At 68.9% G+C, this 14,255-nt stretch carries 13 protein-coding genes and 1 pseudogene; 10 read left to right on the top strand and 4 right to left on the bottom strand.

The window, feature by feature from the left end; all coding sequences use genetic code 11:
* Positions 1–3: 3 nt before the first annotated feature.
* The 6 genes from pcaF (at position 4) to pcaC (ending at position 5,211) form a co-directional block, all read left to right on the top strand.
* Positions 4–1,212 (top strand): 3-oxoadipyl-CoA thiolase, encoded by a 1,209-nt coding sequence (gene pcaF, locus C1933_RS08195; protein ID WP_108754777.1) that lies wholly within the window; start codon positions 4–6, stop codon positions 1,210–1,212.
* A gap of 78 nt (positions 1,213–1,290) precedes the next feature.
* Positions 1,291–2,001, top strand: coding sequence for a protocatechuate 3,4-dioxygenase subunit beta (pcaH, locus tag C1933_RS08200; RefSeq protein WP_108752850.1), 711 nt, complete (start codon positions 1,291–1,293; stop codon positions 1,999–2,001).
* Positions 2,002–2,005: 4 nt separating this feature from the next.
* Positions 2,006–2,569, top strand: coding sequence for a protocatechuate 3,4-dioxygenase subunit alpha (gene pcaG / locus C1933_RS08205; RefSeq protein WP_108752851.1), 564 nt, complete (start codon positions 2,006–2,008; stop codon positions 2,567–2,569).
* A gap of 78 nt (positions 2,570–2,647) precedes the next feature.
* Positions 2,648–3,991, top strand: a complete 1,344-nt coding sequence (locus C1933_RS08210) for a 3-carboxy-cis,cis-muconate cycloisomerase (protein ID WP_108752852.1) — start codon at positions 2,648–2,650, stop codon at positions 3,989–3,991.
* A gap of 26 nt (positions 3,992–4,017) precedes the next feature.
* On the top strand, positions 4,018–4,806 hold the full coding sequence (gene pcaD / locus C1933_RS08215; RefSeq protein ID WP_108752853.1) for a 3-oxoadipate enol-lactonase: 789 nt from the start codon (positions 4,018–4,020) through the stop codon (positions 4,804–4,806).
* A 21-nt stretch (positions 4,807–4,827) separates the two neighbouring features.
* The gene (gene pcaC, locus C1933_RS08220; protein ID WP_108752854.1) at positions 4,828–5,211 is read left to right on the top strand and encodes a 4-carboxymuconolactone decarboxylase; all 384 of its coding nucleotides are present in this window, start codon (positions 4,828–4,830) and stop codon (positions 5,209–5,211) included.
* Between the two features lie 102 nt (positions 5,212–5,313).
* Here pcaC and C1933_RS08225 read toward each other — a convergent pair whose 3' ends face one another.
* Positions 5,314–6,168, bottom strand: a complete 855-nt coding sequence (locus C1933_RS08225; protein WP_108751533.1) for an IclR family transcriptional regulator C-terminal domain-containing protein — start codon at positions 6,166–6,168, stop codon at positions 5,314–5,316.
* A gap of 101 nt (positions 6,169–6,269) precedes the next feature.
* Positions 6,270–8,693 (bottom strand): membrane-bound PQQ-dependent dehydrogenase, glucose/quinate/shikimate family, encoded by a 2,424-nt coding sequence (locus tag C1933_RS08230; RefSeq protein ID WP_108752855.1) that lies wholly within the window; start codon positions 8,691–8,693, stop codon positions 6,270–6,272.
* Positions 8,694–8,992: 299 nt separating this feature from the next.
* Here C1933_RS08230 and C1933_RS08235 point away from each other — a divergent pair, with 299 nt between their 5' ends.
* Entirely contained in the window at positions 8,993–9,532 is a 540-nt protein-coding gene (locus C1933_RS08235; protein ID WP_108752856.1) for an adenine phosphoribosyltransferase, read from the top strand.
* A 402-nt stretch (positions 9,533–9,934) separates the two neighbouring features.
* On the opposite strand, the gene dbpA is transcribed toward C1933_RS08235, so the two are convergent.
* Positions 9,935–11,311 carry an ATP-dependent RNA helicase DbpA gene (gene dbpA, locus C1933_RS08240; RefSeq protein WP_108752857.1) on the bottom strand — a complete coding sequence of 459 codons (1,377 nt, stop codon included), beginning with the start codon at positions 11,309–11,311 and terminating at the stop codon, positions 9,935–9,937.
* A gap of 173 nt (positions 11,312–11,484) precedes the next feature.
* Here dbpA and C1933_RS08245 point away from each other — a divergent pair.
* A pseudogene (locus C1933_RS08245) lies at positions 11,485–11,592 on the top strand (IS110 family transposase); the annotation flags it as partial.
* 49 nt (positions 11,593–11,641) lie between these two features.
* Here C1933_RS08245 and C1933_RS08250 read toward each other — a convergent pair.
* Positions 11,642–12,721, bottom strand: a complete 1,080-nt coding sequence (locus tag C1933_RS08250) for a YeiH family protein (RefSeq protein WP_108752858.1) — start codon at positions 12,719–12,721, stop codon at positions 11,642–11,644.
* 100 nt (positions 12,722–12,821) lie between these two features.
* On the opposite strand from C1933_RS08250, the gene C1933_RS08255 reads away from it, so the two are divergent.
* Both C1933_RS08255 and C1933_RS08260 read left to right on the top strand, forming a co-directional pair.
* Positions 12,822–13,739 (top strand): LysR family transcriptional regulator, encoded by a 918-nt coding sequence (locus tag C1933_RS08255; protein ID WP_108752859.1) that lies wholly within the window; start codon positions 12,822–12,824, stop codon positions 13,737–13,739.
* On the top strand, positions 13,727–14,104 hold the full coding sequence (locus tag C1933_RS08260; protein WP_108752860.1) for a hypothetical protein: 378 nt from the start codon (positions 13,727–13,729) through the stop codon (positions 14,102–14,104). The genes C1933_RS08255 and C1933_RS08260 overlap by 13 nt, the downstream gene beginning before the upstream one ends.
* Positions 14,105–14,255: the final 151 nt, after the last annotated feature.

Consider the following 14,255-nt stretch of genomic DNA (forward strand, 5'->3'; position numbering starts at 1 on the left):
AGCCTGCACGAGACCTACATCGTCGATGGCATCCGCACCCCGATCGGCCGCTACGGCGGCGCGCTGTCCGGCGTTCGCGCCGATGACCTGGGCGCGATTCCGCTGAAGGCCCTGCTGGCGCGCCACCCGCAGCTGGACCCGGCGTTGGTCGAGGATGTCTACCTGGGCTGCGCCAACCAGGCCGGCGAAGACAACCGCAACGTGGCGCGCATGAGCCTGCTGCTGGCCGGCCTGCCGGTAAGCGTGCCGGGCAGCACGATCAACCGCCTGTGTGGTTCGGGGCTGGATGCGATCGGTACCGTGGCGCGTGGAATCGCTGCGGGCGAGCTGGGCCTGGCCATCGCTGGCGGCGTCGAATCGATGTCGCGCGCACCGTTCGTGATGGGCAAGGCGGCCTCGCCGTTCGCCCGCGACCAGCAGATCGAAGACACCACCATGGGCTGGCGCTTCATCAACCCGCGCCTGCGCGAACTGCATGGCGTGGAAACGATGGGCCAGACCGCCGAGAACGTGGCCGAGCGCTACGGCATCAGCCGCGACGACCAGGATGCGTTCGCCCTGCGCAGCCAGCAGCGCACCGCCGCAGCGCAGGCGCGTGGCTTCTTCGACGGCGAGATCGTGGCGGTGGATGTGCCGGGCCGCAAGCGCGGCGAGACCGTGACCGTCGACCGCGATGAACACCCGCGTGGCGATACCACCGCCGAAGCACTGGCCAAACTGAAGCCGCTGTTCCGCCAGCCGGGCACGGTGACCGCCGGCAATGCGTCGGGCATCAACGATGGCGCGGCGGCACTGCTGCTGGCCTCGGGCGCACAGGTCAAGGCGCTGGGGCTGACCCCGCGCGCGCGCATCCTCGGCTTCGCCAGCGCGGGCGTGGAGCCGGCCATCATGGGCATGGGCCCGGTGCCGGCCAGCCAGAAGCTGATGGCACGGCTGGGCCTGTCGATCACCGATTTCGATGCCATCGAACTGAACGAAGCCTTCGCCTCGCAGGGCCTGGCCTGCATGCGCCAGCTGGGTCTGGCCGACGATGCCGCTCACGTGAATCCCAACGGCGGCGCCATTGCGCTGGGCCATCCGCTGGGCATGAGCGGCGCGCGCCTGGCGCTGACTCTGCTGCGCCAACTTGAAGCCAGCGGCGGCCGCCGTGGCCTGGCCACCATGTGCATCGGCGTGGGGCAGGGCGTGGCCCTGGCCATCGAGCGCGTGTGACCCCCTCGCATTCCATAATCTGCCCGTAACCAGCATGACAGCCGCGGCCCTCGGGCCGCTCGCCAACAGGAGTACGCCATGAGCGATCCCACCGACCTGCGCGGCTACCGCAAGCCGTATCCCGGCAGCCAGCCGCCGCGCATCCACCTGCCGTATGCCAGTACCGCCAAGCGCGGCCCGGGCACCGATCCGATTGCCATTCCGGTCACCCTTTCCGAAGTGACGGGGCCGAGCATCAACCGCATCACCCTGGGCGCGCATGCTGCCGATCTGACCGCTGGCTTCCCCGGCCAGCCGCTGGGTGAGCGCATCATCGTCAGTGGCCGCGTGCTGGACGAGAACGGGCGGCCGGTGCGCAATTCGGTGGTCGAGGTGTGGCAGTGCAACGCCGCCGGGCGCTACCTGCACAAGGGCGATCAGCACGACGCGCCGCTGGACCCGAACTTCAAGGGCACCGGCCAGGTGTTGACCGACAGCGAAGGCCGCTACCGCTTCACCACCATCAAGCCGGGCGCGTACCCGTGGCGCAACCACTACAACGCCTGGCGCCCGGCGCACATCCACTTCTCGCTGCACGGCGAAGGCATCGGCCAGCGCCTGGTCACCCAGATGTACTTCCCCAACGACCCGCTGCTGGCGTTCGATCCGATCTACAACTGCGTGGATGACGCCAAGGCCCGCGAGCGCATGGTGTCCTCGTTCGACTGGGAAACCACCGCGAATGAATTCGCGCTGGGCTATCGTTTCGACATCGTATTGCGCGGTCGCAAGATGACCGTGTGGGAGTAAGACCATGAGCTTCCAATCCACTCCGTGGCAGACCGTCGGCCCGTACTACCGTTTGGGCCTGGAACCGCTGTACCGCGTCGAGATCGCACCGGCGCAGGCGCAGGGCGAGCGTGTGCAGGTGCAGGGCCAGGTGTTCGATGGCGAGGGCGTGCCGGTGTCCGATGCCGTGCTGGAAATCTGGCAGGCCGACGCACAGGGCATCTACGCGCATGCCGAAGACCCGCGCCGCGACGACCACGATCCCAGCTTCGATGGCTGGGGCCGGGTGCCGACCGACGACCAGGGGCGCTTTGCCTTCAGCACCGTCAAGCCGGGCCGCGTGCCGGGGCTGCGCGGTGAAGCGCAGGCCCCGCACCTGGTGGTGCTGGTGTTCATGCGCGGCCTGCTGCAGGCCACCCGCGGCCGCATCTACTTCAGTGACGAAGCCAGCAATGGCGACGATGCCATCCTGGCGCTGGTGCCGGCCGAGCGCCGCCACACCCTGGTCGCGCAGGCGCAGGGCCAGGGCGTATACCACTGGGACGTGCGCATGCAGGGCCCCGACGAGACCGTGTTCTTTGCCTACTGAACGCCTGGGCTGTCGCTTGCCCACGCCGGTCACGGCCGGCGCGGGTAAGCTGGGGCAACCCCGGAAGGATCTACTTTGATGAACCCGACTCCTTCGCTGCTTGGCGGCCTGTTCGGCGAGCCTGCCGTGGACGTGGCGTTCACCGATGCGGCACGGCTGCAGGCCATGTTGGATGTGGAAGCCGCGCTGGCCCGCGCACAGGCGCGCTGCGGGGTGATTCCGCAGGCGGCGATGGCCCCCATCGAGGCGGCCTGCAATGCAGCCCATTACGATGTGAGCGCGCTGTCGGCCGCCACCGCGTTGTCCGGCAACCCGGCCATCCCGCTGGTGAAGGCACTGACCGCGCAGGTCAAGGCCAACGACGCCGAGGCGGCGCGCTGGGTGCACTGGGGCGCGACCAGCCAGGACATCATCGACACCGGTGCGGTGCTGCAGTTGCGCGCCGCGCGTGAGCACGTGCTGTCGCGCCTGCAGACGCTGTGTACGGCGCTTGCGCAGCTGGCCGACGCCGAGCGCGGTACCGGCCTGCCGGGCCGCACCTTGTTGCAGCAGGCGGTTCCGGTCACCTTCGGGCTGAAGGCCGCCGGCTGGCTCGATGCCCTGCAACGTAGCCAGCGCCGTCTGCTGGCCCTGGGCGAAGACACCCTGGTGCTGCAGTTCGGTGGTGCCGCCGGCACCCTGGCTTCGCTGCAACACCGTGGCCTGGACGTTGCCCAGGCACTGGGCGAGGAACTGCAGTTGCCGGTGCCGGCACTGCCCTGGCACACCGCACGTGATCGCGTGGCCGAGCTGGGCAGTGCGTTCGCATTGCTGACCGGCAGCCTGGGCAAGATCGCCACCGACATCGTGCTGTTGATGCAGTCCGAAGTGGCCGAGGCGTTCGAACCGGCAGGCGAGGGCAAGGGCGGATCGTCGGCCATGCCGCACAAGCGCAACCCGGTGGGCTGCGTGGCGGCCATTGCCGCTGCCACCCGTGTGCCGGGCCTGCTGTCCACGCTGTACAGCGCCATGCCGCAACCGCACGAACGTGCGGCCGGGCAGTGGCATGCCGAATGGGAAACCGTGCCGGAGATCGTGCGCCTGTGTGCCGGCAGCCTGGCCCAGGTCACCGTGGTGGTGCAGGGCCTGCAACTGGATCGCGCGCGCATGCTGCAGCACCTGGACAGCCATGGCGGCCTGCTCTATGCCGAAGCCGTAGCGGTCACCCTGGGCGAGCGCATCGGCAAGGCCGCCGCGCACGCGCTGGTGGAACAGGCCGCGCAGCGCGCACTGGGCCAATCGCAGCACCTGCGTGCGGTGCTGGCGCAGATGCCCGAGGTGACCGCGCAGCTTTCCGCTGAACAACTCGATGCCTTGTTCGCCGCCGACAGTTGGCGCGGCATGGCCGATACCTGGATCGACCGCGTGCTTGCACGCGCCTGATCCCCACGTACTTCGCTGGAGCCAGCATGCCGTTTCTCGAGCTTCCGCAGCATCGCCTGCACTTCCAGACCGAGGGCCGTGAAGACGGCCCCTGGCTGACCTTCTGCAACTCGCTGGGCACCGACCTGGGCATGTGGGCGCCGCAGGCGCAGGCGCTGTCTGCGCAGTACCGCATCCTGCGCTATGACCGCCGCGGCCATGGCCAGTCCAGCGCGCCGCCGGGCCTGTACAGCGTGGTCGAGCTGGGCGCCGACGTGCTGGCGTTGTGGGATCACCTGGGCATCGAGCGCAGCCACTTCTGCGGGCTGTCCATCGGCGGGCTGACCGGCCAGTGGCTGGGCGTGCATGCCGGCAACCGCCTGCGCACGCTCACCGTGGCTGCCACCGCCGCGAAGATCGGCAGCGACGAAAGCTGGCAGGCGCGCATCGCCCAGGTGCAGCACGACGGCCTGCTGCCGCTGGTCGATGGCACGCGCGAGCGCTGGTTCACGGCCGGCTTCGCACAGACCCATGCCAGCCAGGTGGAAGACATCCTGCAGCGCTTCCTGGCCACGTCGGTGGAAGGCTACGTGGGCTGCTGCAACGCGGTGGGCACGGCCGACTTCCGCGAGGTGCTGGCACGCATCCAGGTGCCGCTGCTGGCCATCGCCGGCGATGACGACCCGGTCTGCGTGCCGGCCGATCTGCAGGCCATTGCCAGCGGTGCTGCGCAAGGCGCGTATGCGCAGGTGGCCGGCCGGCATATCTGCAACCTGGAATCACCGCAGGCCTTCACCGCTGCATTGGCCGCGCATCTTGCGCAGGCCACGCACTGACACTTGCACAGGTAGACGACGATGGACGAACAGGAACGCTACGAAGCCGGCTTGGCCGTACGCCGCCAGGTGCTGGGCGAAGCCCATGTGGAACGCTCGCTGCAGGCGCGCACGGACTTCACCACTGAATTCCAGGAATTCATCACCCGCACGGCATGGGGCACGGTGTGGACCCGTGACGGCCTGCCGCGGCACACCCGCTCGCTGCTGACCATCGTGATGATGGTGGCACTGGGCCACGACGAAGAGTTCAAGCTGCATATCCGCGCGGCACGCAACAATGGCGTCACGCCGGAAGAGATCAAGGAAGTGCTGCTGCAGGCCGCCATCTACTGCGGCGTGCCTGCGGCCAACCACGCCTTCGCGCTGGCCAAGCCGATCCTGGAAGAGCAGGCGGCCGAATGAGATCGGGGTCGGATCCCTTTGCAACGCAAAGGGCTCTGACCCCACTCACGACTGGGGTCAGAGCCCTTTCCTGCGGAAAGGGATCCGACCCCGGGGCTTGGCTCAATGCAGCAACGACCCCAGCTGCTGCGCGGCTTCGCGCAGGCGCGGCAGCAACTGCGACTGCATCACGCCCAGGTTCACGCGGCCGGCCTGGGTGCCGATGTTCAACGCGGCAATCACCTCGCCACTGCGCGAACGTACCGGCACGGCGATCGAACGCAGGCCGATCTCCAGCTCCTGGTCCACCAGTGAAACGCCTTCGCGGCGGACCTTCTCCAGCGTTTCCAGGAAATCATCCATGCGGGTGATCGTGCGCTCGGTGCGCGGGCGCAGGGGCGTGCGTTCCAGATAGCCTTCCAGCGTGTCGCGCGGCAGGGCCGCCAGCAGCACCCGGCCCATCGAGGTGCAGTACGCCGGCAGGCGGCTGCCCGCGCGCAGGCCGATGGACATGATGCGCACGGTCTCGGCACGCGCGATGTACAGGATGTCGTCGCCATCGAGCACGCCCAGCGAACACGATTCGTGCACGTCGTCGCGCAGTGCATCCAGCACCGGTTGCGCGGCGGCGGTCATCGACGAGGACGCCACGTAGGCGCCGCCCAGCCCCAGCACGCGCGGCAGCAGCACATAGCCGCGGCCCTGTTCGCCCACATAGCCCAGCTTTTCCAGCGTGTACAGCACGCGGCGCACCGCCGCACGCGAGATGCCGGTGTCGCTGCTGATCTGTGACATGGTCACTTCGCGCGGATGCTGCGAAAACACGCTCAGCACGGCCAGGCCGCGGCCGAGCGAGGTCATGAAATCCGGATCGCCCTGGTTGCCCTGGATCTGCTGCATCAACTCATGGGCCAGCCCGCGCTCCTGTGGCGGGGCCGGGGAACGCTTGGGGCGGCGGCTGGGAGGAACAGCAGGCATGGCAACCGGTTTCATCTACGTAAGCCCTGCATGGTAAGCGCTGGGCAGCTGGATCGGTACCCGCACGCCGTGGCCACGACGGGCCACGGCGTGGGCACGGTTCACTTGCTCTGCGGCAGCGCGTAGGCGATCACGTAATCGCCGCGGTCCGGCGACTGGCGCGCGCCACCGGCGGAAATCACCACGTACTGGCGGCCGGTCTTCGGCGAGACATAGGTCATCGGCGTGCCCTGGCTGCCCACCGGCATGCGGGCCTTCCAGACCTCCTTGCCGCTGCGGCTGTCATAGGCACGCAGGTAGTAATCCTGGGTGCCGGCGAAGAACAGCAGGCCCGACTGCGTGGCCAGCGAACCGCCCAGCGTCGGCATGCCGATCGGAATGGGCAGGTGCATCTTGATGCCCATCGGCCCGGTGTCCTGCACCGTGCCCACCGGCACCTGCCAGACCAGCTTGTGGGTGGCCAGGTTGATGGCCGACATCGTGCCGAACGGCGGCTGCTGGCAGGGAATGCCCAGCTTGGACAGGAAGCGGTCGCGCAGCGAGCCATACGGCGTGCCGGTCTGCGAAGCGGCGCCCATTTCCACGCCACCATCGCCGCTGGTCATCTGCGCACGCGGAATCAGCTTGGTCCACAGGCCCAGGCGCATGTCGTTCACGAACAGGTAGCCGGTGGTCGGGTCGACCGAGGCGCTGCCCCAGTTCATGCCGCCCAGCGAACCGGGCCACTGCAGGGCCAGGTCTTCGCCCGGCGGGGTGTACATGCCGTCGTAGCGGAACTGCTTGAACTGGATGCGGCACAGCATCTGGTCGATCGGCGTGGCGCCCCACATGTCCGATTCGGTCAGCGTCTGCGCGCCGATCTGCGGCAGGCCCACCGACAGCGGCTGGGTGGCGGCGTAGCGCTCGCCCTGGGCGTTGCCCTGCGGCGCGGGAATCTCGCGCACTTCGGTGATCGGCTGGCCGGTCTGGCGGTTCAGCATGAAGATCTGGCCGGCCTTGGTGATCTGCAGCAGGGCCGGCAGCGTGCCGCCCTTGCCGTCGGGCACGTCGGTCAGGGTCGGCTGCGCGGGCAGGTCGTAATCCCACAGGTCATGGCGCACGGTCTGGTAGACCCAGCGCTCCTTGCCGGTGGCCACGTCCAGCGCGACCACGGCCGAGCTGTACTTGTCGTCCTGCGGGGTGCGCTCGCCGGCCCACTGGTCCGGCGTGGTGTTGCCGGTGGGCAGGTAGACCAGACCCAGCTGCGGATCGTAGGCCATCGAGGTCCACACGTTCGGCGTGGCGCGGGTGTAGTGGATCGACGGATCCAGCGGCACGTCCGGGGTTTCCTTGGACAGGTCCCAGACCCAGGCCAGCGCGCCGGTACGCACGTTGTACGCGCGCACCACGCCGGACGGTTCGCCCACCTCGATGTTGTCGGCCACGCGGCCGCCCACCACGATCAGGTCACCGGCCACCAGCGGTGCGGCGGTCAGGGTGTAGAAGCCGGGCTTGATCTCGCCCATGCCCACCTTCAGGTCGACCACGCCGTTGCTGCCGAAATCCTGGCAGAGCGCGCCGGTCTTGGCATCCAGCGCGAACAGACGAGCATCGATGGAGGTCATCAGGATGCGCTTTTCGCAGATTGCCGGCTGGCCTGCTGCAGCGGCGACGCTGGGGGCCGGTGCGGACGGCTCGACCGTGGCGGCGGGCGCGGCGACGGCGGTGCTGCTGTCGAAGTAGCCAAGGCCGCGGCAGCGCTGCCAGTTCGGTGCAGTGGCCTTGGGATCGAAGGCCCAGCGCTGCGTGCCCGAATCGGCATCGATGGCGATCACCTGGTTGTGCGGAGTGCACAGGTACAGGGTGTCGCCGATCTGCAGCGGGGTGTTCTGGTCTTCGGCACCGAAGCCGTTGCTTTCCGGTACATCGCCGGTGCGCGCGGTCCAGGCCACCTGCAGCTGCTGCACGTTGTCGGGGGTGATCTGGTCCAGCGCGGCGAAGCGGGTGCCGGCGGTGGTGTTGCCCCAATGCATCCAGTCACGCTGCTCGCTGCCCTTGGCCACCGGCACTACCGGCGGCACATCGCCGGCGGCGGACACGACCGGGCGCGGCTGGAAGGCCGACACCGCGGTGGCCAGCAGGCCCACCAGCAGCACGGCGGCAACGCCGTAGGCACCGCGGCCGGCCCCTGCGCCACGGCTGCGCCGCAGCAGCGGCCAGGCCAACGCCACCAGCAGGGCCAGCACCGCCGGCATCACCAGGCGCGAGACCAGCGGCCAGAAATTCCAGCCGGCATCGACCAGTGCCCACACCACGGTGGCCACGAAGGCGGCGCCGTACAGCAGCGCACCGGCCGGGCGGCGCGCCAGCAGCAGGGCACCGGCCAGCGCCGATGCCAGACCCATCAGCAGGAAATACCAACTACCTCCCAGCAGGGCCAGGCGTACACCGCCGACCAGCAGGGCCAGGCCGAACAGTGCCACCAGAATGCCGAGCAGAACCAGCAGCACCCGGCACAGGGCCGGAACTTTCGTCGTCTCGTCCACGTTGCATGAACCTCGTATCGAAAAACCCCACGGCCGTGGGGGAAGGCCCGCGCGCGCCAAGCGTGGCGGGGACCGTTCGGCATCCCTGGCTGCGGGCCGTCCAGCGGGCGGGCAGGCAGTGACCTGCTTATGGCGCAGGCGGAGTGAATGGCCGGTTAGGGCGATTATCGCACGTGTGTGCGATTTTGGCGTGAGTTCGGGCGGGCCACGAATGGAACGTTGCGGCGCGCCCATGCCGGGAACGGGCAGCGTTCAGGCGAACCGGTTACCCTATGCCGCCATACAAGCTGGTAGCTGCAATGACCGACGCCACCGTGGCCGTCCCCGCCTGGGCCTCGCGCCTGCGCGATATCGCTGATTTCCCCAAGCCCGGCATCCTGTTCAAGGACATCATGCCGCTGCTCGCGCACGGCGAAGACTTCCGCGGCGCGATCACGGCCATGGCCGATCGTTGGCGCGACCAGAAGCTGGATGCGGTGGTCGGTATCGAATCTCGCGGTTTCATCCTGGGCGCGGCCATGGCGCTGGAACTGGGCGTGGGCTTCGTGCCGGTGCGCAAGCCGGGCAAGCTGCCGGGCAAGGTGCTGCGCGAGGAATACACGCTGGAATACCGCAGCGACTGCATTGAAGTGCACGCCGATGCGCTGCACGCCGGTGCGCGCGTGGCCATCATCGATGACGTGCTGGCCACCGGCGGCACCTTGGTCGCCGCGCTGTCGCTGGTGCGCCGCCTGGGCGTGGACGTGGTCGGCGCCGGCGTGCTGGTGGAACTGGACGGCCTGGGTGGCCGTGGCCGCTGGGAAGCTGATCTGCCGCTGCACACCGAACTGGTGTTCTGAGCGGGGAGCCCGATCCCGCAGGTGCCGCCTGCTTTGGTAGGTGCCAACCTTGGTTGGCACTGCTGCTCGCGCGACCTGTGGAGCGCCAACCAAGGTTGGCGACTACCAGACCACGGTGATTCGCTCTGGTTGGCACCGGTTGGCCACTACCAGATGGCGGTGATCTGCTTTGGTAGGTGCCAACCTTGGTTGGCACTGCTGCTCGAGCGACCTGTGGAGCGCCAACCAAGGTTGGCCACTACCAGATCGCGGTGATTCGCTCCGGTTGGCACCGGTTGGCAACTACCAGATGGCGGTGATCTGCTTTGGTAGGTGCCAACCTTGGTTGGCACTGCTGCTCGCGCGATCTGTGGAGCGCCAACCAAGGTTGGCGCCTACCGGACCACTGTGGCGCCTACCCGATCACATCATCCGCACGCGGAAGCGGCGGCCCTTGATCTTGCCGGCTTCCAGCTTCGCCACCGCCTTGTTCACCTGTTCGCGGGCGATGGCCACGTACGAGCGGGTGGGGAAGATCGCGATCTTGCCGATGTGCTTGCCCGACAGGCCGGCATCGCCGGTCAGCGCACCCAGGATGTCGCCGGGGCGCAGCTTGTCAGTCTTGCCGCCATCGATGCGCAGCGTGCGCATGGCCGCCTGCGGCAGCTCGGGCGGGCGCGATGTCGCCAGCGGGGTCTTCTGCCAATCCAGCGGCTGGCCCATCTGTGCTTCGATCGCCTCGGCACGGGTCTTCTCGCGGCCTGCCACCAGGCTGATCGCCAGACCGCTGGCACCGGCACGGCCGGTACGGCCCACGCGGTGCTGGTAGCTCTCCACGTCGGTCGGCAGCTCGTAGTTGATCACCGCCGCCAGTTCTTCCACGTCCAGACCACGGGCGGCCACGTCACTGGCCACCAGCACGTTGCAACTGCGGTTGGCCAGACGCAGCAGGACTTCCTCGCGGTCGCGCTGTTCCATGTCGCCATGCAGGGCGAGTGCGGAGAAGCCGAACTGCTGCAGCGAGTTGGCCACTTCGTCCACGTCCTTGCGGGTGTTGCAGAACACCACCGCCGATTCCGGCGTGTACTTCAGCAGCAGGCCGGCCAGCGCCTTCTGCCGGTGCGCCGGTTCCACTTCGCAGAACAGGTGGCGGATGGCCGGGGCCTGGTCGGCGCCTTCCACGGTGACTTCCACCGCATCGCGCAGCAGGTCGCGGGCGATGGCGCGGATGCTGTCGGGGAAGGTGGCCGAGAACAGCAGGCTCTGGCGATCCTTGTGGGTGCGGCCGGCGATCTCGCGGATGGGTTCTTCAAAGCCCATGTCCAGCATGCGGTCGGCTTCGTCCAGCACCAGCGTGCGCACCGCGCCCAGGTTCAGTGCGCGCTTGCGGGCCAGTTCCTGCACGCGGCCGGGCGTGCCGACCACCACATGCGGGTCGTGGCCTTCCAGCGATGCCAGCTGCGGGCCCAGCGGCACGCCACCGACCAGGGTCAGCAGCTTCAGGTTGGGAATGCCGGTGGCCAGCTTGCGGATCTGCTTGCCGACCTGGTCGGCCAGTTCGCGGGTCGGGCACAGCACCAGCGCCTGCACGCGGATCAGGCTGGGGTCGATGGCCTGCAGCAGGCCCAGGCCGAAGGCGGCGGTCTTGCCGCTGCCGGTCGGCGCCTGTGCGATCACATCGCGGCGGTCCAGGATGGCGGGCAGGCTCTGCGCCTGGATCGGCGTAAGCGTGGTGTAGCCGAGGGCGTCCAGGCCGGGCTGCAGGGCCGGGCTCAGCGGCAGGGTCGAAAAGTCAGTCATGGCGCATTGTACCTGTCTGCGGCCAAGCGCCCGTGGTGCGGCGGTCATCCACGCATGGCGTGGATCTTATCTCTTGCCGATCTGGCACCTTGGGTGCCGAGAGCCCGGCGTGGGCGACCGTGTGGATCCAGGTCTTGCGACCGTGAAGTAGCTTGGGTCCCCACGCCGGATTCGCCAAGGGTAAGGCGAGCAAGGTGGCCCTCGTTGCGGTCATGCGCAAAATGCTGGTGATCCTCAATGCCCGCAAGCGGGACGCCGAGGTGGCCCTCGGCAGCCCCTGACAAGACAGTTGCTACTGGCGGGTGCCGACCTTGGTCGGCACGCTCCTGCTCAGCCCCGCACCGCCAGCACGCCCTGGTGGATCGCCAACCCACCCAGCAGCAGCCACGCAAACAGCACCAGCGCCAGCAGCAGCGGCTTCAGCCCGGCCTGGCGCAGTGCAGACACATGGGTGGTCAGGCCCAGCGCGGCCATCGCCATCGCCAGCAGCACCGTATCCAGCTGCACCAGCCCGGCCTGCAAACCTGCCGGCAGCACATGCAGCGAATTGAAACCGGCCACCGCCACGAACCCGAACGCGAACCACGGCACCACGATGCGCGGGGCCGTGCCTTCACCAGCCGCCTTGCCGCCGCGCGCCAGCCACAGCGACAGCCCCACCAGGAACGGCGCCAGCAGCATCACCCGCACCATCTTGGTGATCACGGCGGTATCGGCGGCGGCCTCGCTCACCGCGCGCCCGGCGGCCACCACCTGCGCCACCTCGTGCACGGTGGCACCGGTGAACAGCCCGTACTGGCGCGCGTCCATGGCCAGCCAGCCATGCGACTGCGCCAGCGCAAACAGGGCCGGGTACAAGAACATGGCCAGCGTGCCGAACACCACCACCGTCGACACCGCCACGGTCACCTGCGCGGCGCGCCCGCGCACCACGGGTTCGGCGGCCATGACCGCCGCCGCGCCGCAGATCGCGCTGCCGGCACCGATCAGCATCGCCGCTTCGCGCTCCATCCTGAACACGCGCACGCCCAGCCAACAGGCCAGGCCGAAGGTGCTGGCCACCACCAGCGCATCCATCAGTACGCCGGCCACGCCCACCTGGCCAATGTCCTGGAAGGTCAGGCGCAGTCCGTACAGCACGATGCCCGCGCGCAACAGCCAATGCTTGGAAAAGCCGACGCCGGCTGCGCTGGCGGGGGCCAGTCGCGGGTAAAAGGTGTTGCCGACCACGATGCCGGCCACGATGGCCACGGTCAGCGCGCTCAGGCCATGCGCCTGCAGCCACGGCAGCTCGGCCAGGTACAGCGACGCCCCGGCCAGCAGACCCACCAGCAGCAGGCCGGGAAGGCGCGGCTGCCAGCGCTGGCGCAGAGCGGGCAGGGACCAGGGAGTCAGGGCAGGGGCGTTCATGGCGGGCGGGCATGGAGGAGGTGCGCTCAGCCTGCGCCCGCGCGGCCTACCTGTAAAACGAATACTATGGGTGAAAACTACCTATCAAGCAGGTAATCGCATGCGCCTGACCCTGCGCCAGCTACAGGTCTTCGTCGCCATTGCCGACCACGGCAGCACCACGGCCGCCGGGCAGGCGATCGCCCTCTCGCAATCGGCCAGCAGCGCGGCCCTGCAGGAGCTGGAAGCGCACTTCGGTACGCCGTTGTTCGACCGCATCGGCCGTCGCCTGGTGCTGAACGGGCATGGCAGGGCACTGCTGGAACCGGCCCGCACCCTGTTGGCGAACGCCGCCGACCTGGAACGCCACCTGGCGGCAGGCGGCACGCCGGGGCGGGGCGCACCGCTGCGCCTGGTGCTGGCCGCCAGCACGACCATCGGCAACTACCTGCTGCCCGCACGCATTGCGGCCTTGCTTCGGCAGGCCCCGCAGGCCGAAGTCGACCTGCGCATCGACAACAGCGCCGGCGTGGTTGCCGCCGTGCAGCGGCTGGACGTGGACGCTGGCCTGATCGAAGGCCCGTGCCACGAGCGCGGCCTGCAGGTAACGCCGTGGCAGCAGGACCCGCTGGTGATCGTTGCTGCCGCAGACGCCCCCGCGCGCTGGTCGCTGGACGAACTGCGCGCCGCCCGCTGGCTGCTGCGCGAGCCCGGTTCCGGCACCCGCGAAGCGGTGGAGCAGGCCCTGCTGCCGCACCTGCACTGTTTCGCCCAGACCCTGCAGTTGGGCAACACCGAAGCCATCAAGCAGGCTGCCATCGCCGGGCTGGGGGTGGCCTGCCTGTCGCGCCACGCAGTGGAAGAGCCGCTGGCGCTGGGCCGCCTGCAGGTGCTGGAGACTCCGCTACCGGCCCTGCAGCGCACCCTGTGGCTGGTACGCCACCCCGGCAAGCATTGGCTGCCGGGGTTGCAGGCGTTGCTGGGGGATGCAACCCTGCCACCGCGTATTGGCAACCCGAACGGATCATGCGAGCGATAGAGAGACTCAGCCGCGACCTGGGCCTGCCACCCGCTGACAGCCATAGCCAGGACTGGGCCTACGAACTGCCCGACCCGTATCGGACCGACGCCTGGTTGGACCGGTACCTGGCGGCATATCACGACAGCGGCTATCCGCCGGACGTCCGGCATGCGCTGATGACCCTGGCCCTGGACGTAAGCAATGATCTGCTTGGCGCGGGTGCCAGGCCGGATGATCGCAGCATTGCCGCCGTACTCGCCGCGCTGAGTCAGGATCGTCACGAGCACCACGCCCTGATCGAGTACTGGGCGCTGGAGGGGGAGCCATTCGACGACTGCTTTGCCCTGACCCCTGAGGTCAGAAAGATCAAGGCTGCACGCTGAGCCCCGCCCCGATCGAGCGCCGCAAGCTGCCGGAGCCGGGGCGGTAGCGTAGACCGTTGGTCGACTATCGCGGGCAGCGCGGGCGTCAGAGAGCAGTCGACTGACAGTCGACTTTACCCGTCGACGCTACCCGCCGAGATTCCGGCTGACC

The sequence above is a fragment of the Stenotrophomonas sp. ZAC14D2_NAIMI4_6 genome (assembly GCF_003086875.1).
GTDB lineage: Bacteria > Pseudomonadota > Gammaproteobacteria > Xanthomonadales > Xanthomonadaceae > Stenotrophomonas.